At 48.0% G+C, this 25694-nt stretch carries 13 protein-coding genes; all 13 read left to right on the top strand.

The window, feature by feature from the left end:
* The first annotated feature begins 35 nt into the window (after positions 1-35).
* The 13 genes from JJU34_RS01255 (at position 36) to JJU34_RS01195 (ending at position 25195) form a co-directional block, all read left to right on the top strand.
* Positions 36-1313, top strand: a complete 1278-nt coding sequence (locus JJU34_RS01255; RefSeq protein WP_228690497.1) for a mandelate racemase/muconate lactonizing enzyme family protein — start codon at positions 36-38, stop codon at positions 1311-1313.
* 158 nt (positions 1314-1471) lie between these two features.
* Positions 1472-2404, top strand: a complete 933-nt coding sequence (locus tag JJU34_RS01250) for an RraA family protein (RefSeq protein ID WP_228690496.1) — start codon at positions 1472-1474, stop codon at positions 2402-2404.
* Positions 2405-2509: 105 nt separating this feature from the next.
* On the top strand, positions 2510-4000 hold the full coding sequence (locus tag JJU34_RS01245) for a mandelate racemase/muconate lactonizing enzyme family protein (RefSeq protein ID WP_228690495.1): 1491 nt from the start codon (positions 2510-2512) through the stop codon (positions 3998-4000).
* Positions 4001-4178: 178 nt separating this feature from the next.
* Complete coding sequence (locus JJU34_RS01240) at positions 4179-4832, top strand: sigma-70 family RNA polymerase sigma factor (RefSeq protein ID WP_228690494.1); 654 nt, start codon at positions 4179-4181, stop codon at positions 4830-4832.
* Between the two features lie 422 nt (positions 4833-5254).
* Entirely contained in the window at positions 5255-8443 is a 3189-nt protein-coding gene (locus tag JJU34_RS01235; RefSeq protein ID WP_228690493.1) for a TonB-dependent receptor, read from the top strand.
* A gap of 19 nt (positions 8444-8462) precedes the next feature.
* Positions 8463-9944 carry a RagB/SusD family nutrient uptake outer membrane protein gene (locus JJU34_RS01230; RefSeq protein WP_228690492.1) on the top strand — a complete coding sequence of 494 codons (1482 nt, stop codon included), beginning with the start codon at positions 8463-8465 and terminating at the stop codon, positions 9942-9944.
* Positions 9945-10332: 388 nt separating this feature from the next.
* Entirely contained in the window at positions 10333-13644 is a 3312-nt protein-coding gene (locus tag JJU34_RS01225; RefSeq protein ID WP_228690491.1) for a TonB-dependent receptor, read from the top strand.
* Between the two features lie 19 nt (positions 13645-13663).
* A complete protein-coding gene (locus JJU34_RS01220) occupies positions 13664-15457 on the top strand; it encodes a RagB/SusD family nutrient uptake outer membrane protein (RefSeq protein ID WP_228690490.1) in 1794 nt (597 codons plus the stop codon).
* A 179-nt stretch (positions 15458-15636) separates the two neighbouring features.
* Positions 15637-16716 (top strand): alginate lyase family protein, encoded by a 1080-nt coding sequence (locus JJU34_RS01215; protein WP_228690489.1) that lies wholly within the window; start codon positions 15637-15639, stop codon positions 16714-16716.
* A 54-nt stretch (positions 16717-16770) separates the two neighbouring features.
* Positions 16771-18693 carry a heparinase II/III family protein gene (locus JJU34_RS01210; protein WP_228690488.1) on the top strand — a complete coding sequence of 641 codons (1923 nt, stop codon included), beginning with the start codon at positions 16771-16773 and terminating at the stop codon, positions 18691-18693.
* Positions 18662-21466: a polysaccharide lyase family 8 super-sandwich domain-containing protein gene (locus JJU34_RS01205; RefSeq protein WP_228690487.1), complete on the top strand. Its 2805-nt coding sequence runs from the start codon at positions 18662-18664 to the stop codon at positions 21464-21466. The genes JJU34_RS01210 and JJU34_RS01205 overlap by 32 nt, the downstream gene beginning before the upstream one ends.
* A gap of 25 nt (positions 21467-21491) precedes the next feature.
* Positions 21492-23651, top strand: coding sequence for a polysaccharide lyase family 8 super-sandwich domain-containing protein (locus tag JJU34_RS01200; protein ID WP_228690486.1), 2160 nt, complete (start codon positions 21492-21494; stop codon positions 23649-23651).
* 131 nt (positions 23652-23782) lie between these two features.
* Positions 23783-25195 (top strand): BNR repeat-containing protein, encoded by a 1413-nt coding sequence (locus JJU34_RS01195; protein WP_228690485.1) that lies wholly within the window; start codon positions 23783-23785, stop codon positions 25193-25195.
* Positions 25196-25694 lie beyond the last annotated feature (499 nt).

Here is a 25694-nt window from a genome sequence, read left to right as displayed (position 1 = left end):
GAAAATCAATTTATCAAACCCAAAACAATATACTGATGGCGAAAAACGTAAACAGGAGATCTTTTCTGGGCAAATCAGCCCTCGCCGGCCTGACAGGGGCGGCATTTTTATCTAATTATGGAACAGGCTTGGCGGCAGCCGTGGAGCGAATGCCCACCCATTCCAATCCCTCGGAGTTGAAAATCACCGACGTGAAATGCGGCTACGTCCGTGGTGCTGTGTACGTAAAGGTGTATACCAATCAAGACGTATGGGGGTGTGGTGAAGCGGTGGATGCCATTCACGGAACCTATCACCTGGTGAAGCGTCTGGGTAACATGATCAAAGGACAAAATCCGTTAAATCCCAACCGTCTGGCAGAACAACTTCGAAAGGGAGCTTTTTTTGCGGGCGGCCAGTCGGGTGTTTTTGTGGCCGTCTTGACGGCTATTGAAACGGCCCTGTGGGATATCACGGGCAAAGTTTTTAATGTACCGGTCTATCAGTTGCTTGGTGGTAAGTTCAGAGATAAAATCCGGGTTTACTGCGATACAGCCCTCTATACCGCCACGAATCCGAAGCCATCAGACTATGCAGAGGCTGCAAGGGGAGCGGTGAACCGTGGGTACAACGCGGTGAAATTTGATGTAGACGATGGCCGTGACCCAAATAAATACGACCGATTCAACTGGACGGCGAGTCCCGCGGAGATCGATCGTATGTACAATGCCATCGCAGCCGTGCGCGAAGAGGTAGGGCCGCACATCGATGTTTGTGTGGATATGCACGGCAGGTACGATGCGGTGACCGGACTGAAGATGGCCAAGATGTACGAGGACCTTAATTTGATGTGGTTGGAAGAACCTATACCGGCCGATAACCCCGATGTGTACAAGCACATCACCCAGCAGACCACCACGCCCATTTGTACCGGCGAAAATATCTACCTCGCCTACGGGTTTACCAAATTGCTTAGCGATGGGGCAGTGGATATCATTATGCCCGATATCCAAAAAGCCGGAGGGCTGGGAGAAGGTCAGCGGATTGCCAATCTGGCAAACCTGTACTACGTGCCCTTTTCCCCGCACATGGTAGCCTCTTTTTTGGGAGCAATGGCTAGTTGCCATGTTTGTGCATCTGTGCCGAATTTCCAGATTATGGAGTGGCAGATTTACATGGACACGGATCAGATGTGGCAGGATATCGTGACCTATGACGGCCCAAGGACCGAAAACAGCTTTATTACGTTGTCGGAAAAACCAGGGATAGGCGTAGAGATCAACGAAGAAGGCATGCGGAAGTATGCGGTACCGGATGTGCCCTTTTTTGAATAGGATCTGCAATGCCCTTGAAATCACTTGGATGAACCATAAAAGCACAACGGGCTCGTGAAAGGGGAGAAAAACCATTCGTACAATCCTACGGCTATGTTTCGTAAAATCTTTATCTTTAACCCAAATTGATCAAAGATATAATCATAACAATCGAAGAAATGAATAGACTCTCATTCGTGTGTTTTCTTTTAGTGTTCATTTGGGGAGAGCCCCTGTTTGCACAGCAGATATCTCCAACTCCCGAACAAATCATCGCTTTGACCTCCAAGTGGACTGGCGAACGCTTTCCAGACGGCCGTCCAAAGGTTCCGGATGAACTGCTGGAGCGACTTAGTAATGTGTCCATGGAGGAGGCTTGGGGAATTCTCAGGAATCGGGGATATAACAATCAATTTGAAAACGATTGGATTATCCTGCGAGATGACCAGGTGATGACCGGTAGGGCGGTAACTGCCCAGTACATGCCCCTAAGGCCTGACGCCAATGATTTGGTGAAGGAAATCGGAAAGAAAGAAGGCAGAGCGCAAGCCGGAGGAACGAATTCCTGGCCGATAGATACCTTGGTAGATGGAGACATTTACGTGGCCGATGGCTTTGGAAAGATTGTGGACGGCACCTTGATCGGTGATAACCTGGGTACTTCCATCTATACCAAGTCGAAGCGTGGAGTGGTCTTCAACGGAGCGGTGCGGGACATGGCCGGGCTACTGGAGATTGAGGGTTTTAACGGTTGGGTAAAAGGTCATGATCCTTCGTATATACAGGAAATGATGCTTGCTACCATCAACTATCCGGTAAAGATAGGCCGGGCACATGTGCTTCCCGGCGATGCGGTATTGGCAAACAAATGGGGGGTGATCTTCGTTCCTGCCCATTTGTTGGCAGACTTGGTGATCAACGCGGAGTTCATCGTGTTACGCGATGAATTTGCGCTTGAGCGGCTTCGAGCTCAAAAATACACTCCAGGACAGATCGATAGCGCCTGGAGTGATGCGATTAAAGCCGACTTTCTAGATTGGCTGAGTAAAAAGCAGGATCTCCCCATGAGTAGGGCAGAACTGGATGAGTTTATGAAGGATAGAACCTGGTAGATTGCGTTTAACCATTGTATGAATAAGTGAGATTTCGGCCACGGAGGATGTGTGAGTTTACATATTTCCGTGGTCTTTTTTTTAAACCAATTAACACATAAACCTATGAAACAATATTTAAAAGACATCATTGACCGATGTACCAAAGAGGATCAGTTGGCGGCCCAAGTTCGGGAAGCGGAATTAACTCATCCAGAGACAACAAATGAGCGGAGGAGTTTCCTGAAGAAAACCATGCTCGGTGGGTTGAGCTTGGGTGCGTTGATGGGAGCATCCATAGAGGATACCATGGCCCATACCACTTCCAAAGTCAACCGATATTCCAATCCATCTGACCTGAAGATTACCGATATGCGCGTAGCTGTGCTGCGCAATGTGGGCAGGACACCCATTATTCGCATTGACACCAATCAAGGGATTTACGGTCTGGGCGAAGTTCGCGATGGGGCAGATGAGCGATATGCCTTGATGCTAAAAAGCAGGATTCTGGGCTTAAATCCCTGTAATGTAGAGATGCTTTGGAAGATCATCAATCCCTTCGGTGGCCATGGAAGGTTAGGCGGTGGCGTTTGTGCGGTGGAGATGGCGCTTTGGGATTTATGTGGAAAGGCCTACGGTGTGCCTGCGTGGCAGCTTTTGGGAGGCCGATATCGAGACAAAGTGCGGCTCTACGCCGATACGCCAGGGATGGATGACCCCGCTGAATTTGCCAAGGTGATGAAAGAGCGAACCGTAGACCAAGGGTTCACTTGGTTGAAAATGGATCTTGGGATACACGTGGTGGCTGACACGCCCGATGCATTGGTCAATTCAAAATTCTGGAACGGCGCCAAAGGCCAATACGATACCCGCGATTACATGAGCTACGGTAGCACGCTGCATCCGTTTACCCAAGTTCAGATCACCGATAAAGGACTTGAAGGGTTGGCCAAGTACGTGGAGTCTATTCGCAATGCCGTAGGATACGAGATTCCGCTCTGTGCGGACCATTTTGGGCATTTTGATGTGAACAACTCCATACGTTTCGCCCGGGCCATGGAGAAATACCGCCTTGCTTGGTTGGAGGATATGGTGCCTTGGTTTCATACCGATCAATGGAAAACCCTTTCTGATGCAATCGAAACACCCACCTGTACGGGAGAGGATATCTATATGCTGAAAAATGGGTTTAAGCCTTTGATAGATGCTGGTGCAGTGGATATTGTTCACCCCGATCTGGGAACCTCTGGTGGACTATTGGAAACGAAAAAGATTGGCGATTATGCAGAGGAGCATGGCATCGCCATGGCCATGCACATGGCCGGATCGCCGGTATGCTTTATGGCAAACGTACATTGCGCTGCGGCTACCCAAAATTTCTTGTCGCTAGAGCACCACTCCGTGGATACGCCCTGGTGGGAAGACCTGGTAACCATGACCGGTTCCCAGCCTATGGTTACCAAGGGCTTTGCAAATGTACCGCTTGATGCACCCGGATTAGGGATAGAACTCAACGACGAGGTGATGAAGGAACACCTGTTTCCTGGAGCTCCTGGTTATTTTGAGCCTACACCCGAATGGGACCAAAAGCGCTCATGGGATAGAACTTGGAGCTGATAACGGCCGAATCGTACCAAAAAGCCCGACAACCCCTGCCCCTGGGTTGTTGGGCTTTTGCTTTATAGGAAAGTTGTGTTTCAGGTCACACACAAAATATATAGCTCGCTTTTCTTTTGATTTGTTGTTTTTTTGATTAATATGGACAGGTTTATCTACCCTATCACCCTTTGCTGTCATGGATCCCTTGAAGCATACCCAGCTTACAACTCCTGCGGTCTCCAACGAGCTAAACCGCGTTTTTCCACTTTCTGATAGAGAGTTGTGGGATAGGTTTTGCGCTGGTGACGAGGGCTGTTTTGTCACGATTTACCAAACCCATATCAACCACCTGTTTCATTTTGGATGTCAGTTTTGTGAGGACAGGGAATTGGTAAAGGATTTGTTACAGGATTTTTTTATCTACCTAAGAAGTAACCGAAGGGGTTTTGGCAGTACCGATTCCATTAAGTTTTACCTGCTCAAGTCTTTTCGGCGCAAAATCATGGCTACGCTCAAACGCCTGCGTAAAGGCTCAGTTGACCGGCAACGGTTTATGATGGACCAGTTTACGGTGGAGCTATCGTGCGAAGCCAAGTTTATTCAGCAGCAGCTTGAAACCGATATGATTCAGGACCTCAACCGGGCTATTGCCTCACTGGATAGTCGGGAGCGTGAGGCGATTTATTATTTTTATTACCAAGGTTTGGGATACGAGCAGATTGCAGAAATTTTTGAATTCTCCTACGTATCGTCTGCACGTAGGTTGATTTACAAATCCTTAGCAAAACTCAGAAAGTTAATGGTCTTGCCGGTGCTCGGATTTTTTGTAGTGGCCAAACCCTTCGAATAACTATTCCTGTTAATTGTAACCAAATCTCCTTTCCAAAATTCATCCGTTGGCAAGCAAGAACGCTTGTTTTATAACAAAATAAAACCTCTCCCTCAATTTTGGGAAGAGGTTTTTTTAATAATTGAATAAACCTGTTGTATTAGCAAATATAATACTATTATTTATTATTAAATCGGTTAATTGTGCTGTATATGAGTCTTAATTGATAATAATATTCAGTTATTAATAAATCAATTAATATTGTATATTAATATCCTTCATTCGAATAATGGTATATTTAATACTGTAATTTTGGGTGTTTAATGTAAATAAAACATTAAAATATGTAATTAAATAATTTAAATTGAATAAATGAAATAAACCTACGAAAAAAAACTGCATTAAAGCATTTCTCAATTTCTTAACCTTAAACCCTAATTAACATGAAAGTAACGTTACAGCACCTTACACATAAGGGTGTAAGGACCATCTGTGTAGGAACAGTGGTCCTGAGTTCGTTTGGGTTGGCTAGTTTTCCGGCGTTTAGCTATGGCGCCATGGACTTGCCCGCACCAAACGGTACGCCGCCAGCAGTATTTGTAAATGCCGATCCATTGCCGGCTGATTTCCGTAAGGATGTCACCGGAACCGTTTTGGATCCCAACGGAGACCCCATGCCAGGGGTAAGTGTGTTGGTGCAGGGTACCACGACAGGTACTGTCACCGATTTGGATGGGAAATTTTCCATCAACGTGCCCGATGGGGGAACCTTGGTGTTTTCCTTTATCGGATATGAAAACCAACTGGTGGTCGTTGGAGACCGCACGGTCGTAAACGTGACCATGAGAGAGGATGCCACTGCTTTGGATGAGGTGGTGGTAATCGGCTATGGTACCGTCAAAAAATCAGATTTGACAGGGTCTGTGGGTTCAGTAAGAGGAGACAAGCTCATAGATCGTTCCCAGCCCAATGCCGTGAAATCACTTCAGGGTCGGATAGCCGGTGTGGAAGTGCTCAACAATCAGAATTCTCCCGGTGCCTCTGCACGTATCCGTATCCGGGGTGTCAATTCCATCAACTCGGGTGTCAATCCCCTGTTTGTAATCGATGGGATCATCGGTGCAGACCTGAATATGATCAACCCCTCGGATATTGAATCTGTAGAGGTATTGAAGGATGCCTCCTCCGCGGCGATATATGGAGCTCGGGGTGCCAACGGCGTAATCCTAGTTACCACCAAACGGGGAGAGAAAAACCAAAATCAAGTATTGTATGACAACTTCGTGTCTGTCTCTAACCGGGCGACCACCGTACCCAGGTTGAATGCGCAGGAGTTTATGGATGTGTACAACCGTGCGTACGACAACGCGCAAAAGTACGATCCCTCCGGCTATGCGCAAGGCAGGTATGTGCGTGCGAATCCATTGGATTATCCCGATCTTTTTGATTCCAGTGGACGGCCGTTGTACGATACCGACTGGGAAGACGAGGTATATGGAACAGCTTGGGCGCAAAACCACAACCTGGCCTTCCGTGGCGGAAACAACCTGACCTCCTACAACGTGTCGTTGGGATATACCAACGAAGATGGCATCATGATGAATTCTGGGTTTGAGCGTTTTACCGGCAAAATTGCCTTGGATTCAGAGGTTAAATCCTGGCTTACCGTAGGTGGTAGCATCCTAGGTACAAAAAGCACGCGACGGGTAGTGGACGATGCAAACGGTGCATTGAATGTGGCCAGAATGGTGGCAGAAGCCTTGCCTTTTCTACCCGTACGGTATCCAGACGGTCGATGGGGTGCGAATGCCGACTGGCCGGGAACAGAAGGTGCCGAAAACCCCGTGCGGATTGCGCAAAACCGCTATACCGACGTAAACCTGAATCAGATGTATGCGGACTTCTACATGAATTTCAAGATCACCAAAGATTTGGAATTTAAGTCTACGTTCAGCACTATCTTTGATAGCCAGAAAAACAACTTCTATTCTTCCCGAACGCTTCGGCTTTTGTCAGCTGACCAGCGGGGTATCGCTACCGTCTCTACCAACCAACGGCTGTATTGGCAAAATGAAAATTTTGTCAATTGGAATAAATCCATCGGAACAAGGCACCGGATCAACGGGATGTTCGGTTTTAGCTGGCTAAAAGACAGCTTTGAAAACCTAAGCGTACGAAGTGAAGGCTTTATCGATGATTTCTTTGAGTGGCGGAATATCCGTGCTGGCAACATCATTCCGATAGCCGGTATCAATGGAAACGTTGGTGCGTATGCGTTGAACTCATACTTTACCCGTTGGAATTACAGCTTGGACAACAAATACCTGTTCACCGTGACCGGTAGATACGACGGGTCTTCCCGATTCGGGGGTAACAACAAGTTTGCCTTTTTCCCTTCGGTGGGAGTGGCCTGGAGAGCCTCTGAGGAAGGCTTCATGCAGGGAGTCGATGCGATCAATAACCTAAAAATCCGTGCGAGTGCGGGTTCCACCGGAAACCAAGAAATAGGCAACTTTAATTCCTTGCAGTTTTTAGGAACCTTTAACGTGCTGAAGGCTGCAGGCAATGAAATTGGTGTGTCGCAGACCTCATTTGGAAACCCCGATTTGAAATGGGAATCCACCGATCAGGTTGATTTTGGGTTTGAGCTAGGTTTGTTTAATAGCCGGGTGATGGTAGAAGGTGACTTGTACTACAAGCGTACCAAAAACCTGCTCCTAAACGCACCGCTGCCTTGGTCTACCGGATTTGGTTCCGTGCTACAGAATATTGGTTCTGTAGAAAACAAAGGGATCGAACTGACCATCAATACCGTCAATATGGAAAGGGGAGATTTTTCCTGGAACACCGATCTGAACTGGTCTACAAACCGAAACAAAATACTACAGCTAGGTGCGAACGATGCAGATATATTCCCGGGACCCTGGTTCCTTGGACAAACCAATATACTTCGAGTAGGCGAGCCGATTGGATCCATATGGGGAAGGGTGCGATTGGGTACCTGGAATCTAGATGAGGCAGACCAAGCGGCGCAATACGGTTTGCTGCCAGGAGATATTCGATGGGAGGATTTGGACAATAACGGAGTAATCAATGCAGATGACTCCAAAATCATTGGCAGGATGTATCCCAAATGGGTAGGTAATATTACCAACACCTTTACCTACCGTAATTTTGACCTGTCTTTTGAGTTTAGGGTAGTATATGGCCAAGATGTAATCAACGCCACCAAACACTCTGTGGAGGATCGGCAGACACTGGCAAACAGCTATGCCACTGTATTGGACGCTTGGACCCCTGAAAACCAAAACTCCATGATTGCCGAGGTGCGGGCTTGGGGTACACCCTACCTGACCAATATGGATACCCACTGGGTGGAGGACGGATCCTTCGTTAGACTTCAAAACCTCATGTTTGGATACAACATACCTGCGCCTATTCTGAGCAAGTACAATATTTCCAGAGCCAGGGTATTTCTAAGCGGTCAAAACTTACTGCTATTCACCAAATATACAGGATACGATCCCGAGGTAAACACCTTTGAAGGTGCCGGACAATTGCCGCAAGGCCTTGACTTCTTCCCCTTTGCCAGGCCCAGAACGTTCAGTGCGGGATTAAACATTGCCTTTTAACCCTTAACCATGCATTATCATGAATAGACCAATAAAATATATCCTAGCGATCGTAGCTTCTCTTGGACTCCTGTCCTGCGAGGGCTTCTTAGAAGAAGATCCGGCTACCCTGACCACTCAGGCTGAGCTATCCAGTCCGGAGGCCGCCCGTGCCTTGGTAACCAGTATATATGCAAATGTGAACGTAGTCGTGACCGGGTCCGGCGGATGGGGTGGAAATACCCTCTCGCTTTTGGAGTTCATGACCGGAAAGGCGGATGGCGTGGCACAAACCGAAGGTTTCCGGTTTAATCAATTGACTTATGACTCCCAGTCCTTTTATATAGACACCTATTGGAGTCAGTTGTATCAGGGAATTCTCCGTTGCAACGTGGCCATCGAACAATTGCCGCGATACACTGCCTTGTCGCAAACCCAGTTGAATGACTACCTAGCCGAGGCAAGGACTATGCGGGCGTTTTATTACTTCTACTTGGTCAGAATGTACGGAGATGTGCCAAAAATCAGTGAACCGGTAAAAGCACTCGCAGATGTAAATACCCCCCGTTCGCCTGTGAAGGAAATCTACGACGATATTATCCTTCCGGATTTGTTGTTTGCGGAGACTTCCGGATTGGCTTGGAGAAGACCCAACGGCGAAGTGTCCAAAGGATTTATCAAGTCGCTTTTGGCAGACGTTTACCTGACCTATGCCGGACACCCTGTAAATGCCGGACAGTCTGCGTATGTAGAATCTGCCCGAAGGTCCAAGGAAGTAGTGGATCTGAAAGGCTCTACCTTTGATCTATTTGACGAGTACACCGACATGATTTTGCCGGCCAATAAAAACAGCCGGGAATTTATTTTCCAGGTGCAGTTTGACAAGATCAACCGAAACAACCCGCTTACCCCAGTGTGTTTGCCTACTTTTGCGGGGATCTCTGTGTACTCCAATGAGTTTGGTGGATTGGTTCCTCGTTTTGAGTTTATAGACAGCTACGACGCGGGAGATAAGCGTGCCGAAGAAAAGCAGTTTTTCATTTCGGAATACAACGGTCAACAGCTTGGAGGACGCTACATTTACAAGTGGTTTGACAAGGTAGCCATTGATCAGGATGCCCGATCCGAGCTGAACTTCACCATATACCGCCTTGCAGACGTGATGCTGATGTATGCGGAGGCGTCCAATCGGGCAGAGGGAGGACCCAACGCCTTGGCATTGCAATGTGTCAATGATATCCGGGACCGGGCCGATTTGATTCCTATTTCGGGGATGAGCGCGGATGCGTTCGAGCAGGAAGTGTGGAATCAGCGTTATTTCGAACTATGCTACGAGGGGAAACTTTGGTTTGACATGCTGCGCACGAGGAAGGTGCGCAATGACCTTACGAAGGCATACGACGACTTTGTAGGTCACCGAAATGTGTTCAATGCAACCTTTGCGGAGCGACAGTTGCGGTTTCCGATTCCGCTTCGGGAAATAGACGTAAATGCTGCACTCACCCAAAATCCAGGTTTTTAGCAGATTAAGCGCCTATTTTTGTATACTATCTTAAATAAGCCGTCCATATTCCGTATGGACGGCTTTTCTTTTTTGTAACCGGTAAATAAAAATAAAATGAAACTATTTTGTATTTGTGTATTTTGTCCTATATTTCCCGAGTAAATAGAATTAGCAATACTCCCATACCAATAAAATATTATTTTTTAGAATCGAGAAAGCGTAACTAAGAGATTCTTTATTAAGCTGGATAGAGATTTGATTATTTGTTGTTGGGTGTAAGGCTAGTGAATGTGAACCATATACCCAATTTGCCTATGATGTAAGCTGACCAATCTCGTATCTGAAGCGCCTAGCGTTTCTATATTTACTCTCAATTCCTCAAATAACTTAACAACAAACAAACTTTATGAAAACAAGTTTACGAAACCGCTTCCTGCCGGGGTTAGTCTCGGCGGGTATGATGGTGGGCTGCGTACTGCTGGCAACAGACGTATTTGCCCAACAAAGGGTTTCTCTAGATGCGAATCTGGAGAGCATTAACATGAATCGATCCGTCGTTGCGTCCAACAGAAAGACCAACGAGGTACTAAAGGTGAAGGCCTTTGACGTAACGATTACCGGTACGGTAAGGGACCAAAACGGTGAACCTATTCCAGGAGCGACCGTTTCCGTACCGGGAACCAATCTAGGAACCGCCACCGATATGGACGGAAAGTACTCGATCACCGTTCCCGAGGGGGTTAATTTGGTCTTTTCTTTTATCGGATTCGAAAGTCAGACGATTTCGCTCGGGAACCAGCGAATTATCGACGTTACCTTGGTAGAGAGCACCTCTTCCCTGCAGGAAGTGGTTGTAGTCGGTTACGGTACACAGCAAAAAGTGAACCTGACGGGAGCGGTAGGTGTAGCTACCTCAGAGCGTCTACAGAACCGACCAATAGCGAACGTGGCAGAAGGCCTTCAAGGTGTGATTCCAAACCTAAACATTGCTCCACGAAACGGTGACCCAGCGCAAAGTCCCGCATTTAACGTACGGGGATTCCAGTCGATCAATGGTGGTTCGCCATTGATCTTGGTGGATAACGTGCCCATGGACCTCAACCGAATCAATCCCAATGATATTGAGAGTGTTTCGGTATTGAAAGATGCAGCTGCTGCAGCCGTGTATGGTGCGCGTGCGGCATTTGGAGTGGTTTTAGTTACAACTAAAAGCGGAAAAGCCGGTAAGGTTTCTGTGAGCTTAAACAGTCAGTTTTCCTTGGCTAAGCCAATTTTCAACATGGACCCCATCACTGATCCACATGATTTTGTAAATGCCAGGAACCTCGCAAACATCCGGACAAACGGCGTTCCTACCTTTGATCAGGACATGGTAGAGGGTACCCTGCGTTGGAGAAATAATCCCATCCCGGAAAACGAGTGGGGCATCGTAAATGGTAACCTTCGGTTTTATGGATTCAATAACTACCAGAATGATATCATGATCGACTATGCACCCACGCAGCAGCACGATTTGTCCATTTCTGGTGGTTCTGAAAACTCCAATTACTTTGTATCCTTTGGCCATTTGAACAAGGACGGATATCTAGCGGTAAATAACGAGAACTTCAAGCGTTACAATGTCTTGATGAAAGGTGAGTTCAAGGTTTCGAAATGGTTGACCTTGGAAGAAAAACTAGTAATTAACACGCAACGCAGCGACAAACCTTACTTTTATAACTGGGATGTGAATATCAACTCGCTTGCGCGGGTAAACCCCATTCAGCCCATTCAATTCCCTGATTTGCCCTATTACTTAAATCCAGGTGACCGGGAAATATACGAACCATTTATCGGCAAATATTTTCAGGGGACCAATTTCTGGCCTTACCTGAAAGACGGTGGACGGTCCACATGGACCAATAACGATATCTGGATGACTCAGGGGGCCATTTTGACACCGGTAAAAGGGTTGAAAATCCAAGGTAATTTCTCTTATAACTTTGTTACTAGAGCAGAACAGGACGTGGCAAGTAAGGTAGAGGTAGTCACTCCAAACATTACCAATCCTGCCAACATAATAAATAATGGTTTCAGTGGGAACGATTTTATCAATGAACGTAGCGAGTTTAATCAATACTATGTGATAAATGCCTTTGCGGATTATCAGTTCTCACTACCAGCAAAGCACAACCTGAGTACAATGGTTGGATTCAATCAAGAGTGGGGTCAAAATAAGTTCGTAAGGGCCCAGAACAATACGTTGATTACTCCAATGATTCAAAACTTGAATGCAACAATCGGATTGCAACAGACCTTTAGTGGTATGAATCATAATGCGTTGCGTGGAGCATTTTACCGATTGAATTATATTTTTGATGACCGTTTCCTTCTTGAGACGAATGCCCGATACGACGGAACCTCCCGTTTCCCAAAAGATAGTCGTTTTGGTTTCTTCCCATCAGTATCTGCTGGTTGGAGGATATCAAACGAAAGTTTTATGGCGGGAGCAAGTTCTTGGCTGGATGAATTGAAGGTAAGGGCTTCCTACGGAGAGTTGGGCAATCAATTGCTGGGAAATAACTTCTATCCCTACATACCTACAATGGGTATTGGTCAATCCGCCTTTATGATGAACGGCGCAAACCGTACGCCGTTTGTGTCTCCTGCCGGCTTGGTAAGTCCGACCCTTACCTGGGAGACAGTGGTTTCCAGAAACGTAGGCTTGGACTTTACACTACTTGGTGGAAAAATAGATGCATCGGTAGACGTATTCCAGCGGGATACGAAGGATATGTTGATGCGTTCTACCTACCCATCTATCCTAGGTACACAAGCGCCTCAGGCAAACGCAGCAGACTCCAGAACCACCGGTTGGGAATTGGCTTTGACTTGGAAAGACCGATTGAAGAGTGATTTGAGCTACGATGTGACCTTGGCATTGTCCGATTGGACGGCCACGATTACTAAGTTTGACAACCCTAATGGGGCAATTCCTAGTGGGATTATTGCTGAGGGCGGAAACGCTCAATACTATGTAGGTCAGAAAATAGGTGAGATCTGGGGTTACGAAACGGTTGGAATCTTCCAAACTGCGGATGAGGTTGCAGCAGCCGCTGACCAGAGTTTTCTGGGAGCCAACTGGAGACCAGGCGATATTCAGTATGCGGATCTGGATGGTGATGGCCGTATTACCCCCGGTAATAACACCCTGGCAAACCCCGGTGATAGAAGGATCATTGGCAACACCACACCAAGGTTAAGTTTTGGTATCAACAACAACCTCGCTTGGAAAAACTTCACCTTGAATGCCTTCTTCCAAGGTATTTGGCGCAGGGATTTCTGGCCTTCTGATGGTAACTGGACTTGGTTCTTCCCATTCAATGCTGGACACGTAGAGAAGTACTTTATTACCGATTCTTGGTCAGAGGATAACCGGGATGCCTATTTTGCCCATCCCCATATTTCTACCAACGACAAGAAGAATATCCGGCCTCAAAGTCGCTTTATTCAGAATGCAGGCTATATCCGCTTAAAGAACCTGTCAGTTGGGTACGATATTCCTTACAACATCATTAACTCCATCGGCATGCAAAATGCAAACGTGTATTTTGCAGGGATGAACCTGTGGGAGTATTCTCCGATACGCAAACCGCTTGACCCTGAGACAATTTATGCGGGAGCCATCGAGTACCCAATGCAGCGAATTTACACACTGGGTGTTAGGATAACTTTCTAATCCGTTAACGAACTAATAAATGAAAAAGCACATATATAAACTCAGGTTTCTGCTAGTATCCTTGCTGATGCTGGGTGCCTGTAACGACGATTTTCTGGAGAGGTACCCATTAGACCAGATCAGTAACGAGACTTTCTGGAATACGGCAAACGATTTGGCGACTTACAATAACGTCTTCTACCACATGTCCATGGATGACATAAATATCCCCATTATGTTAGGCCATCATCAAGGGTTTGACAGTCAGGTAGCATCTTATTTGATGGTGGATGGATTTGCGGACAATTTGGCACCAAACCATGAAAGACACATGCCCTTTATGCAGGTCCGTGCCGGAAGACAGACGGTGGTTACCAATTCCACCGGTATTGCCAATCAATGGTATGGATTTAGGGGCTGGAATTTTGTGCGAGCAGTAAATATTGGGTTGGCCAACTACGGCAGGGCAAATATCCCCGACAATATCAGAAACCGTTACATCGGCGAAGCACGACTGTTTAGGGGATGGTTTTACCATCACATTGTGAAAATGTTTGGTGATGCTCCTTATGTGGACCGTGAGTTGAATATAGATTCCGATGAACTATTTGCAGCAAGAACTCCACGAGTAGAAGTCATGGACAAGGTGTTGGAGGATTTGAATTTCGCCACCGCCAACCTTCCCAATAACTGGGGTGATGGCAACAACCCGGGTCGACTGAATCGCTGGGCAGCGCTGGCCATTAAGTCAAGAATTTGCCTGTTTGAAGGTACGTGGAGGAAATACCATGGTTTGCCAAACGCAAATACATGGCTTACGGAAGCAGCGAATGCCGCCAAGGAATTGATGGATAACGGTCCACATAGCCTATATTCTACCGGAAACCCTGAGATGGATTACAATGCCTTCCACAGAACCTTGTCCGATTTGACCGGAAATCCAGAGGTTATACAGTGGAGACGTTACCGGTTGGGTATTCGCACCAATCACGTTCAGGATTACTATTCTTATTCCGGTGGTGCCACCCGTGATTTGGTGGAAGATTACCTGTGTACCGACGGTTTACCAATCACTTTGTCAAACCTTTACCAAGGAGACGAAACAGTGGAAAGTGTATTCGTAAACAGGGATCCCAGATTACGACAGACTGTATTGCATCCGTCAGATGCCGGTTTTTACAAGTACCATAATGCAGATGGACTACCTTATCCCCGTCTTGCTGGTCAGCCAGGAGGTAGAACTTCTTCCACTGGTTACCATGTGATCAAGCATTATAATGCAGACGATATGATTGGAAAGGCCTTTGATACCGGTGAGTTTCCAGCGTTGATTCTTCGATTTGGAGAGGTATTGCTTAACTATGCGGAGGCGAAGGCTGAGCTTGGTGAGATCACACAAGGCGATTTGGATGCAAGTATCAATAGATTGAGAGATCGGGTGGGTATGCCTCACCTCACGCTAAATCCTCCCATGGATCCCCGATATGCGAACGATGGAGTATCTTCTCTCATCGTGGAAATTCGCAGAGAGCGAAGGATCGAATTGATGGGTGAGGGATTCAGATACGACGATATCCGCCGATGGAAGCAAGGCAGGAAATTATTGAAGAAAGATATGGGTATTCAATGGAACGCGGCTGCACAGGCCAGATTCCCCGGAGCGCTTATTCAGACTAGTGTAGATCCCGATAATGGTAAGACTTATATCGACGTGTATAAAAATACCGATTGGGCTGTTCCAGTTTTTAACGAAGCGAAAAACTACCTATGGCCTATTCCGCTAAACGATTTGGCTCAAAATCCAAACTTGGGACAAAACCCTGGCTGGGATTAAGCTAAGGAACGTGTAACATGTATGCAAACCTGCTGATAAAGGGATCGAATAGCTAGGCTGTTCCTTCGCTGACATCAGCAGGTTTTTTTATGAGCGGTGGGCGAATTTCACCGAATCTTCTCATATTTCAGAGTAGATAGCCAACCCAATAAATCCATTAACCCATTATTGACCTAACTATGATGCAAATTGCTCGTTCAATAGGAATTGTATGGATGATCCTGTGTTCCTTTTGTTTGGGATCACCGCTGAGTGCACAGGGAATGCACCCCACGGCACAGATTTCCTATGTGAAAGCGCAGATCAATGGGGCCCGTGAGCCATATTTTTCAGCTTATCAACAGCTTATAACCTATGCAGATTCTGCGTTGAGCCAAAAACACCACGCCTTGGCAGATTTTTCCGTTCCGGGGTTTTACGTAAACCCGGATGGCCACCGCAACAACTCCAAAAGTCTTCAAACGGATTCTTTTAACGCCTATGCCTTGGCCCTTGCTTATGCGCTGAGTGGCAAGCGGAAGTATGCCAAGAAAGCACGCTATTTCTTACAGGCGTGGTCCAGTACGAATACCGCTTATAGCCAAGCCGATGGACCGCTTGTAATGGCCTATTCCGGACCTGGATTGGTTATTGCTGCTCAGCTCCTTAATGATACCGGACAGCTTTCCGGCAAGGAACGGCAACAAATGGAAGGCTGGGTAGGCGAGGTGTACCGCGTGGCCTGCAACGAGATCAGGAACCGAAAAAACAATTGGGCAGATTGGGGCCGGTATGGATCTGTGCTAAGTGCTGCATTCTTAGAGGATTCCGATGAAATGGCGGAAAACATCCGGCTGATTCAAAGCGACCTGCACCACAAGATTGCACCTGATGGACACATGCCCGAGGAGGTACGCCGACAGGACCGGGGCTTGTGGTATACGTATTTTTCATTGGCTCCCATCACGGCGGCCTGTTGGGTCATTCAGCAGACGGATGGCACGGATTTACTCCGAGGACAAGCCACCGGCGCCACGCTTCAGTCGGGCATCGACTACCTCTTACGTTTCGTGAAAAATCCGGAATCTTGGCCCTGGCACGAAAACCAACGCCCAGGTTCGCCAAGCTCTTGGCCGGGAAACCTACTAGAAGCCATGGAGGATATCTATCAGCAGCCAAGTTACGGTGCCTATGCGGTCGAAGCTAGGCCAATTGTCTATCCAGTCCATCATTTTGCATGGACCTTTCCTACGTTAATGAAACCCAAACAACAGTATTGACTCCATTTCAATTGGTATACACACATAACCCCATTCCTACAATCAACCCAAACCATGAAGACTTTCCCAAATCTCAAACAATTAGCCGTCTCTCTTCTGCTTGCGGCATCTTGTGCATTGGTTACCTTGCCCCTCCATGCCATACATACCGGTCGGAATCTATCCAAATCGGAGCTTGGACTGCCAGCCAATGACCCTCAAAAACTGGAAAATCCCATAACGGTAACCTACCTAAAGAGCAAGCTTCGAAAAAGCGGCCCCAAGCTGGTATTGACGCCCGCATTGGAGCGGGAGGTAAAACGAAAAATCAAAAGTGACCCCTTGGTAGCCAACTATTACGAAGGGGTAAAGCTCAATGCCGAGCAGATCCTAAGCGAGCCGGTATTGGAGCGGGTGATGATTGGTAGGAGGTTGCTCAGCACTTCCCGGGAGATGTTGTATCGAGTCAATATGCTGGGAATGACCTATCGACTGGAGAAGGACAAGCGATTTTTGACGAAACTCAATGAAGAACTTGTGGCGGTTTGCCGGTTTTCGGATTGGAATCCCTCACATTATTTGGATGTGGCCGAGATGGCCACGGCGGTTGCACTTGCCATTGACTGGGTAGGGTCTGATCTGCCAAAGTCTACAGTGGACATGGCAAAAACCGCCCTGATCGAAAAAGGAATCAATCCCAGTTGGGAGGGACGCCATGGCTGGATTAATGGAACCAACAACTGGAACCAAGTATGCAATGGGGGTATGATTGCCGCTTCGATCATGATCGCAGATCGGGACCCCGAGCTTGCGGCAAAGACCATTAGCAGGGCATTGGATGGCATTCCTCATTCCATGGAAGAGTATGGGCCCGATGGGGTGTATCCCGAAGGTTCCACGTATTGGGGATATGGCACCGCGTTTTCCGTATTGACCTCAGCGATGTTGGAGTCGGCCTTTGGCACGGATTTCGGCATTGCCGATTATCCCGCTTTTAAGGAATCTGCCGCTTTCCGGTATCTCAGCATAGCGCCTTCCGGATGGTACTATAACTTTGCCGATTGCGGTGACAAGCATGGTACGGCGGGAGATATCGTGCTGGCCTGGTTTGGAACCAAAACCGGAAACCCGCTATACATTGAAAAAGAGAATTTCTCCCAATCGCCTGCCAGCATGGGCAAGCTTAACCGGATAGGGGGAGCCGGATTGGTATGGCTGGCACAGTTTGAACCCAAGCAGGAGGCAGCCCTTCCCCTGGCTTGGAAAGGTGATGGCTCCAATCCCATAGTTATTTACCGTGGTCAGCAGCAGGGTCCCAATGCGTATTACTTCGGTGGCAAGGGTGGCCGGGCGACCATCAGCCACGGGAACATGGATGCAGGATCCTTTATCTGGGAATTAAACGGCGTACGCTGGGTGATTGATCCCGGAAATCAACCCTATAACGAGTTGGAGATAACAGGCTTTAACCTGTGGGGCAATTGCCAAGAATGCGAGCGTTGGACGTTGCTTACCAAAAACAACTACGGTCACAGCACACTGACGGTTAACGACGCGCTGCATATAAACAATGGCTTTGCCCCCCTGGTAGCATTTGATGACAGAGCCAAGCCCCAATCTACCTTTGATCTGACGCCCGTGTTTGGCGATAACATCAAAAAGGCCCATAGGAAGTTTATCAAGCCAGATGATCGTTCCATAGTAGTGGAAGACCATTTGGAAATTAATGAAAACACCCAATCCATTACATGGCAGCTAATGACCCAGGCTGATGTGGAAATCGTGCCAGGCGGGGCTATTTTGCGGCAGGATGGAAAATCGGTCAAGCTGGAGAATATCTCCCATCCCCAGTTAATGGTATCTGTAGTTTCTCTAGATCCCGCACCACTGGAATTGGACCGTCAGATGGAGGGACTCAAGCGTTTGGAGATCCGGATACCTGCTTGGACCATCCAAGGTGACAGCGATGTCATTCGGGTACAATTATCCGGCAATTGATTATTCATCGGCCATGATTTTCATCGGCAGGTTTTACCGAGCAAAGGAAGCTTTTCGTAAGAAGCTTCTTTTGCTGACGTTTACGGTAATAGGGAGTACGTTTGGCTATTCCCAATCGAATTTAGAGCTGTTGAGGAATAGGGTTTTGGAAGACAAGCTCTCCGGTTCCGTATCTGAGATGGAGGTGCGCACCATGTTGAATACCCAAAGCCCTGAAGGGTATTGGCCGGCTATCGACTACAATGACGTCTCCCGAATAGGCTTTGAACACAGGGTGCATGTGGTCAACATCGAAGTGATGAGTCGTGCCTATCGCTTGGAGAAGTCTCCATTGAAGGGATTGCCTGCCTTAAAAGCCGGCATTGATGCAGCTATCGATTACTGGTTAGCGCACGATTTTATAGCCGATAACTGGCACACCAATGAGATCGCCAATCCGACGTCTTGGATAGCTATCTTATACCTGATGGATGGGGAATTGTCAAATGAACGTGTATCCGGGATTTCTGCATTGGCATCCCGGGCAAACCTTCGGGCCTGGGGTGCGAGGCCGGGGGGGGATCTGATTAAAATTGCGGGTTTGTCCGCAGAGTTGGCATTATTCCATCGGGATTCGTCCGGTGTAAGGACCGCTGTCGATGCGATGGTGGCAGAAGTATCGATTACCTCCGGTATGGGGATTAAGCCCGATTTGGGCTTTCACCATCGGTCTGATAGGGTCACTTCCATTTTAGCGTACGGTACCGGCTATGCGGCGACCTTTGCCGATTGGGGTGTTCGCCTTTCAGGTACGGATTTTATGTTTCCGGAGGCATCTACCCGCCTCCTGGTAGACTATTACTTAGATGGTATCTGCAAGTCCATGGTCCATGCTTCGTTCAAGGACCCGGGTGTGATCAATAGGGGCATGTCAAGAGAAGGAACGTTGGCACCTATTGGTCCGGAGTTGCCGGCCAAATTGCTTTCTTTTACCGATTACCGTAAGGAGGAGCTACAAAATGTGGTGGCGATCCGCACAGGTGTGCAGGTACCAAACCTTTCCCACAACCGATTTTTTTGGCATTCAGAGTATTTTAGTCATCAGCGGCCAGGTTTTTTTGCTTCTGTTCGCATGCATTCAGAAAGAAACCATACGATGGAAGCGCCTCATAACCAAGAGTCGCTTAAGATGCACCATTATGCCGATGGTTCTAACTTTATTTCCCGAACAGGGGACGAGTATTTTGATATTTTCCCGGTATGGGACTGGCAGAAGATCCCTGGCACCACGGTAGTTCAAAAGCCGGAATTACCCCATTGGAATCAGATCGCCAAGCCGGGGAAGTCCACCTTTGTGGGGGCTGTAACGGATGGACTATACGGTGCGTCAGTATTTGACTTTCAAAGCACCCATGATCCCCTTCGGGCAAAGAAAGCCTGGTTTTTCTTTGACGACAGCTACATTTGCTTGGGTAGTGCCATTTTTTCGGATGCAGACTATCCTGTAGCTACAACGATCAATCAAACACTTAGCCGTTCGATGGTTCAGGTCGGGTCTGCCTCAGGCATGCAGCAGCTTGCAGCAGGAATTCGGGAGTTTGAAGCGATATCCTGGGTAGTTCAGGATAGTGTTGGGTACCTTTTCTATGAACCTACGACAGCCTACGTATTGAACGATACTCGGACAGGTTATTGGCAGAGCATTGCAAATAGCCAACGTATTCAGCGAAAGCCAGCGGTGTCCAAAGATATTTTTGCGCTATGGATAGATCACGGTATGAAGCCACAGGGGGCTGGATACGCTTACTCCGTACACCCCCATGTAGCGGCGGCCGATATGGAACGGATTGGAACGGATTCACAAGTTGAGGTGCTGGCCAACACCTCGCAGGTACAAGCGGTGTGGCATAAGGGCTTGGAAATGGCCCAAGTGGTCTTTTACGAGCCGGGGAGGATTGAACTACCCAGCGGTGTATGGATTTCGTTATCCATGCCTGGAGTGGTCCTGACAAAGATGGACGGAAAGGTGATTTCTGAAGTATCCGTAGCAGACCCGTCCAGGTCGGAGAAGGCCTGTACATTGGAGTTTGGGGGATCGTTTGTGGGATACGGGCCATTTTGGAAGGCCTCTGCTGCCGGGACTTCCTCCACCTTGCAGGTGCTGCTTCCAGCTGGAGACCAAGCTGGCAAAAGTGTAACTGTTAAAAATCATACAGCATCCGGTACAGTTCCCTCATTCGATGAGGTAATGGTTAGTGGATCCGAGAAGCAACCCGTACAGGTAAGAGGTGAGCGGTATATAGGCGAGCATTTTGGGGGTGGCGTAGTTGTCTGGCTAGACGAAACAGGATCGCATGGGCTGGTCGCCCCCCTAAAAGATCAAAAAATATACAGCCCTTGGCGGAATGGCAGGGCCTTGCAGCCTCAATTATACGGAGACCATGGAGATCGTTTAGTCAATGCGGTTGGGGATGGTATATATGCGGGAAGAGACAATTCACTGCTAATCATTGCGCAACAAACGGCAGATAATCTTTCCGGAGACTTTGCCGCTAAGGTGTGTGCAGCGTGTCAGGAAGGTGGTTATGGAGATTGGTATCTGCCCTCCAAGGCAGAACTCGACATTCTCTTCCGTTCCATGGACTTTCTGGACGGATTTGAAGGCGAAATATATTGGAGTTCCTCGGAATACAATATTGGGTTTGTCTGGGGCCAGAATTTCCGAGGGTATGGGGGTAGCTACCCACTGAATAAGGGCAGCAACTATGCGGTTCGTTGTATTCGAAAATTCTAACAGAATGAACGTTTGTTTGACAACTATGAAGCAAAAAGTAAGCAATTTATTCATCGGATTGATCCTCATTGCATGGGTATGTTTGGTTCCAATGGCCGTATATGCCAATGATTTTGACCGAATAAAAGGACGAATTGTCGCGGGTTTGCTGGAAGGGGACATCGATGCGGCTACCGTAACAGAGCTACTGGACAGTCAGCGAGCGGATGGCACCTGGCCGGGTATCAACTACGAAGACGTATCCCGTACCGGTTTTGAACACCGGCTACACAGTGCAAATTTGGTCCTGTTAAGTAAAGCCTACACGCATCGGGGGTCCAAATTCAGAAGGAACAAGCGGGTGTTGCAGGCGATTGAGCGGGGTTTGTCCCATTGGGTGGAGCATGATTATTTCTGCGATAATTGGTGGCACAACCAGATAGGCACTCCCATGAACATGGTGCATGTCATGTTGCTGGTGGGGTCCTCCTTACCAGCTGACTTGGTGGAGGCGACGCAGCCCATCATTGGCAGGGCGCACCTAAACGCGTCGGGGGCCAGACCGAGTGGTGACCGAATTAAGATAGCCGGAATTTTAGCAAAAAACCTGCTATTTATCAATGACCTTTCGCAGTTTGAGGAAGTGATCAAGGTCATTGAGGGAGAGATCAAATTTGCCGAGGGCAGGGGAATGCAGTATGACTATAGCTTCCATCATCGGGAAGACCGCGTGAACAATACCCTGTCCTATGGATTGGGCTATGCGGATGCCTTTGTGGAGTGGGCGGTGTATGTAGCGGGCACGCAGTACGCATTTTCAGAGGAGAAGAGCCGGCAATTGGTTGATTATTACCTGGATGGGATTGCCAAGACAATGGCCTTTGGTAAATATCCCTATACAGGGGCCAAAAATCGGAGTATAGCCCGCCCGGGTGCACTAAATCCACTACCTGCCGATACACCTAAGAAACTGCTGCTCACCACGGACTACCGCCGTCTGGAACTGGAGGAAGTGATTGCGACCAGGGAAAAAGGCATTAATCGTCAGACCCGCTCTCATAGTACTTTTTTTTGGCATTCGGAGCATTTCACCTTTCAGCGTCCACACTATTTCGCATCCGTTCGGATGTACTCCACCCGAAACGCAAACATGGAAGTACCTTACAACAGTGAGGGGTTAAAAAATCATCATCGGGGAGACGGGACCAACCATTTAGCCGTGACCGGCTTGGAGTATGCCGATATTTTTCCGGTTTTGGATTATCAGAAAATCCCAGGCGCTACTATTCTCCAAAAAGAGATTCTGCCGGATGAAAACCAAATTCAAAAATGGGGAAGTACAGAGTTTGTGGGAGCAGCAACAGACGGTACGTATGGGTTGGTTGCCTATGATTTTAAAAGTGCCCACGATCCACTGAGCGCGAAAAAGGCTTGGTTTTTCTTTGACGAGGGCTATGTGTGTTTGGGAGCGGGGATAGAAGCGCGGTCCGGGAGAGCAGTATACACCACGATAAACCAAAATCTACTGCAAGGACAGGTTGCTGTTTCTAAAGGGGCCGGACACCGGATGCTTCCAACGGGCTCCCACGAGCTGGATGGCATTCCATGGGTATTTAGCGACTCTGTGGGATACGTATTTCCGGAAAATCAACTGGTGCGTGTTGCGAGTGGCCCTGTCAGCGGAAGGTGGACCGATATCAGTCAGCAAACCAGCTCACCAAAAGAATTGGTAACGAAAGACGTGTTTTCCCTTTGGCTGGACCACGGGTCCCGTCCGGGAAATGGCACCTATAGCTACGTGGTCTTTCCGGCGGTCAGCCGTTCGCAAGTGGCTGAGTTGGCCACCAATATGCCCCTGCAGATAGTAGCGAACACCAGGGATATCCAAGCCGTAAAGCATCCGGACAGAGGTCTTTATCAGTTGGCGTTTTACCGGGCCGGGTCGTTGGAACTGGAGGATGGATTGACGGTGAAAATGGACTCTCCGGGACTACTGATGATTCAGTTAGCCGATGGGAAAGTTGTTAAAATCACCGGATCAGACCCCACGCGTAGGTTGGCAGCATTAAATTTTCGCATAAGCCATGCCCTCTCCGGTACTAGTGGAATGGCCACGCTAGCCACACAAGCTGGAGACACTTCCGTGCGGTTGGAGTTGCCACAGGGAATGTTTGCGGGTAAAAGTGCGGTACTGGAATTGAAATAACGAAAAGAAGATTAGACGCATGAAATCGAGCATGACGTAGCCGTCACACGCAGGTTATACTATCAATCATGCGAGATTCCATCCCGATAAACCGGGACAGGTTGTGACCGCTGAAAAACAATTATAGACACATGAATTCGAAACCAAATGCTGTGAAACATGCCATAGGCTACTTAGGTACTGCCCTGGTGACTGCAATGTCTTTTTTCTCCTGTCAACAAGAGGAGACTTGGAAGGTCATCGACGAGCGGGATCAAAAAAAGGAAGTGGTGGATCGGATTTTTGTCGATTCCGTATGGGCGGGGCACCCGGTGGGTTTTTCCTTGCTCACAAGTGGGGACAGGCAGTACATCGCCTATTACGATAAAAATCGATACATGACTGTAGGGCAACGGGATTTGTCAGATCCCTCGTTTACGCTACACACGCTTCCGGTGTTTGATAGAGAGGTAGGCGAGGGGACCAGCACCATTTTGAACTGGGACAGCCACAATTCGGTGACGATCGGTATAGATAGGGAGGGGTATTTGCACGTATCCGGAAACATGCACGTGCACCCCATTACCTATTTCCGATCGGAGCTTCCTCGTGACATAACTACGCTGGTGCAGCACAAAACCATGGTTGGCACCCATGAAACCCGTTGTACCTATCCCCATTTTATGACCAATCGAGAAGGGGAGTTGCTGTTTCACTACCGGGATGGCGGAAGTGGGAACGGAAACGAAATTTACAATATTTACGACACCCAAACGAAGACTTGGAGCAGGCTTTTGGATACGCCACTGACCGATGGACAGGGGTTGATGAACGCCTATGCTTCCCAACCCAAGCTATTGGATGACGACTGGTACCACATGTATTGGGTATGGAGGGATACCCCAGACTGTGAGACCAACCACGACCTTTCCTATATCAAGAGTCCAGATCTTACCCATTGGTTTGATGCGTTTGGGAATCCCGTGACCTTACCGGTTACCTTTGACCAAAAATCGGTGATCGTAGCGCCCATACCTGCGGGAGGTGGGATTATCAATCTGGCCGCGAAACTGGTGTTGGATGACAACTTACAGCCCGTGATGGCCTTTCATAAGTACGACGAGAAAGGGAACCTTCAATTTTACGTCACCTGGCTCGAAGGAGATGCCTGGCAAAGCAAGCAGGTCACCGATTGGGACTATCGCTGGGAGTTTTCTGGCAGAGGGAGTATCGTATTTGAGGTTCGCATTGGTGACTTTCGGCGTCGGGCTGACGGTACGTACGAATTGGGCTACGATCACATAAAATATGGAAAGGGGACCATGCTATTGGATAAAAAATTTAATCGGATCGGTGAGGTGCACAAGCCCACTTCGATGATGGAGGAAACATCGGTAGAAGGCGACTTTCCCGGACTTCAGATCCGTTCAACTGGGGATTTGGGACATCCCGAGGATGGCAAGACGTACCTGCTTAAGTGGGAAACGCTGCCGCAAAACAGAGATCGACCCCATCCAGAGCCTTGGCCGGGGCCCAGTGCCATGTACCTGTATGTGCTAGAATAGCAGGTTTGGTAGTTTACATGCTTCGCGATATTTTTAAGGGATATAAGCTTCGCGATATTGGTAGATATACGCCTGCGGCGAGAAATTGGGTTACGGTCGGGAAAGCGGGGTCGCTTCGGGTTTTTGGTTTAGGAAAGGATGTAGGATCGTAATTCTCGCGAATCTTAAATCTTACGTCTAACGTCTTATATCTCTGATATATGCCTTCGGCGATATTTTTAAGGGATATAAGCTTCGCGATATTGGTAGATATACGCCTGCGGCGAGAAATTGGGTTACGGTCGGGAAAGCGGGGTTGCTCCGAGTTTTTGGTTTAGGAAAGGATGTAGGATCGTAATTCTCGCGAATCTTAAATCTTACGTCTAACGTCTTATGTCTCTGATATATGCCTTCGGCGATATTTTTAAGGGATATAAGGTTCGCGATATTGGTAGATATACGCCTGCGGCGAGAAATTGGGTTACGGTCGGGAAAGCGGGGTCGCTTCGGGTTTTTGGTT

The sequence above is a fragment of the Lunatimonas sp. genome, assembly GCF_020832325.1.
In the GTDB taxonomy this organism is placed as follows: Bacteria; Bacteroidota; Bacteroidia; order Cytophagales; family Cyclobacteriaceae; genus Lunatimonas.
This window is presented reverse-complemented; position numbering and strand designations above follow the sequence as displayed.